This is a genomic window from Dietzia sp. CW19 (genome assembly GCF_014145265.1).
GTDB classification, from domain to species: Bacteria; Actinomycetota; Actinomycetes; order Mycobacteriales; family Mycobacteriaceae; genus Dietzia; species Dietzia natronolimnaea.
Genome location: NZ_JAALEE010000237.1, coordinates 1 through 3,163, shown reverse-complemented (window position 1 = coordinate 3,163; position 3,163 = coordinate 1). Strand labels below are relative to the sequence as shown.

Sequence of the window (3,163 nt, the reverse complement as noted above, 5' to 3'; positions counted from 1 at the left end):
GTCGTCGTCACCGCCGCGCACTGTGCGGGCGCAGACGGCACCCGCGCCGCGTTCGCCGACGGCGAGGAGTTCGGCACCATGACGCGGACCCAGCGCGACGGCATCGACACGGCGCTCGTGGCCGTCGACCCGGAGCTCGCCGACCGCTTCCGCACCAACCTGGTCGGCGCCGGCCCCGACACCACCCAGGCGATCACCGGCACAGCCGACCCGGTCGTCGGACAGAAGGCCTGCAAGACCGGGTTCCGGACCGGTTTCTCCTGTGGCACCGTCTCCGAGGTCGGCGCGATGATCGACGTCGCCGGCTCCCGCACCATCGCCAACGCGTTCACGGTGGATCTCTGCGCCCTCCCCGGGGACAGCGGCGGCGTCGTGTTCTCGGGCGACAAGGCCCTGGGGATCTCCAGCGCCTCCAACGTCGCCGAGACCGGGACCTGCGCCAACGCCGACGCCGTGGCCAGGGAGAACGGGTACGTCCCGCGCCTGTCGGCGGTCCCGATCTCCGACGTCCTGGCCGCGCATCCCGGTCTGACGCTGCGCACCAACTGATCCAGAACGACCCGCGGGCCCCGTCCCACGAATCGAGTGCACTCCGCTAAGGGGAACCTCAACTCGTGGGACGGGGCCCGCGTGGCTTACCTTTAACGACAAGACCGTCGACGGGCACCCCTGGGGTCGTCAGGTGCTCGTGCGTCGAGAAGTGCGACGAAAGGCCGCGAACCATGTCAGGCGTGACCATCACTCTCGGGACGATCGGTGTCCTGCTCAGTTTATTTGCTTGGGCCTCATTCATCGGCGGCGTATCGCGGATGGTCCGGAGCATCCTGCTGGGCCAGAAGGACGGCTTCAACCGGTTCGGCTCCCCGTTCTTACGGATGAAGAACACGTTCGTCGAGGTGGCCGCCCACACCCGGATGGCCAGGAAGCGGTCGGTCGGCTTCTTCCACTGGTTCGTCATGATCGGCTTCATGCTCGGCTCGATCGTCTGGTTCGAGGCCTACATCCAGACGTTCAACCCGCGCGGCGGCTGGCCGTGGCTGTCGGATCAGACGTGGTACCACGGGCTCGACGAATTCCTCGGCCTGGGCACCGTCATCGGCATCACCGTGCTCATCATCATCCGCCAGGTCAACCAGCGTCGGGGCCTCAACCGCTTCAACGGTTCCGACCGCAGGGCCGCGTACTTCGTGGAGGCCGTCGTCCTCCTCGAGGGCCTGGGCATGATCTTCGTCAAGGCCGGCAAGCTCGCGCTGTACCGCGCCGAAGGCCAGGACTTCCACTGGTCGACCGACTGGGTCTCCGGCCCCATCTCCACGGTCCTGCCGGCCAACGAGCTCATGGTCTCCATCTTCGCGCTGATCAAGCTGCTCACCGGCATGATCTGGCTGTACGTCGTCGGCCGCAACATCACCTGGGGCGTCGCCTGGCACCGCTTCTCCGCGTTCTTCAACATCTACTTCAAGCGCGAGGCCGACGGCCGCACCGCGCTGGGCGCCCTCAAGCCGATGACCATGGACGGCGAGGCGCTGACCATGGAGAAGATCGAGGAGCGCACCGAGGCGGACGAGGACTTCGAGCCCGTCCTGGGTGCGGGCGCGATCGAGGACTTCTCGTGGAAGGGCTGGCTGGACTTCTCCACCTGTACCGAGTGTGGCCGTTGCCAGGAGCAGTGCCCCGCCTGGAACACCGGCAAGCCGCTGAGCCCCAAGCTCATGATCATGGCCCTGCGTGACCACGCCCACGCCAAGGCTCCGTACCTGCTCGCCGGCGGCAAGACCACGATGGGCGAGGAGACGGGGCTCGTCGACGCCGAGGGCAACCCGGACGAGAAGAAGCTGGCCAGGATCCCCGAGGCCGCCCGCCTCGAGGCCCAGCGCCCGCTGGTCGGCCACACCACCGCCGACGTGTCCGACGACCCGATGGCCGCCGGCATCATCGACCCGGAGGCCCTGTGGTCCTGCACCACCTGTGGCGCCTGCGTCGAGCAGTGCCCGGTGGACATCGAGCACGTCGATCACTTCATCGACATGCGTCGCTACCAGGTGCTCATCGAGTCGGAGTTCCCCACCGAGCTCGCCGGCCTGTTCAAGAACCTCGAGAACAAGGGCAACCCCTGGGGCCAAAACAACTCGGGCCGCGATGACTGGATGAAGACCCTCGACTTCGACATCCCGGTCATCGGCTCGGACATCGAGGACTTCTCGGACACCGAGTACCTCTTCTGGGTCGGCTGTGCCGGTGCCTTCGAGGACCGCGCCAAGAAGACCACCCAGGCCGTCGCCACGCTGCTTCACACGGCCGGCGTGAAGTTCGCCGTCCTGGGCCAGGGTGAGACCTGTACCGGTGACTCCGCCCGCCGCGCGGGCAACGAGTTCCTGTTCCAGATGCTCGCCGAGCAGAACATCGAGACCATGAACAACGCCTTCGACGGCGTGCCCACCGGTCAGCGCAAGGTCGTCGTGACCTGTGCCCACTGCCTCAACGCGTTGAAAAACGAATACGGCGACTTCGGCGGCGACTACCAGGTGGTCCACCACACGCAGCTGCTCAACCGTCTCGTGCGGGAGAAGCGACTCGTGCCGGTCGCCCCGATCGACGGCGGCGTGACCTATCACGACCCGTGCTACCTCGGCCGTCACAACAAGGTCTACGAGGCTCCGCGTGAGCTCATGGACGGTTCCGGAGTGACCCTCACGGAGATGCCCCGCCACGGCCAGCGCTCCATGTGCTGTGGCGCCGGCGGCGCGCGCATGTGGATGGAGGAGACGGTCGGCAAGCGAATCAACATCGACCGCGTCGACGAGGCACTGTCGACCAAGGCGACCAAGATCGCCACCGGCTGCCCGTTCTGTCGGGTGATGCTCTCCGACGGCGCCACCGCGCAGACCGACGGCACCGAACTGGAGGGTCAGGTCGAGGTCGTGGACGTGGCCCAGCTCCTGCTGGAGTCCGTCACCCGCGACGGCGGTCTGCCGGAGCCCCGCGAGGCCGCATGGCTGGAGCAGCCGAAGCGCGAGAAGACGTCCGCGGAGAAGGAGGCCGCCGAGGCCGAGGCCGCGACGCCTGCCGAGGCCAAGACCGCGGTCGCCGAACCCGCCGGAACACCGGACAACCCGGTGATCGACGAGGGCGAGGGCGCCGAGGTGGCCGCCGCCGGCACCGC

Annotated in this window: 2 protein-coding genes; both read left to right on the top strand. The window is 67.8% G+C overall.

The genetic code is table 11. The features are described from left to right. On the top strand, positions 1–549 hold a 549-nt coding region (locus G6021_RS07815; protein ID WP_241736464.1), incomplete at its 5' end, for a S1 family peptidase. Positions 550–722: 173 nt separating this feature from the next. Beyond that, positions 723–3,163, top strand: a 2,441-nt coding sequence (locus G6021_RS07810) for a (Fe-S)-binding protein (RefSeq protein ID WP_241732603.1), incomplete at its 3' end; no start/stop codon positions are given.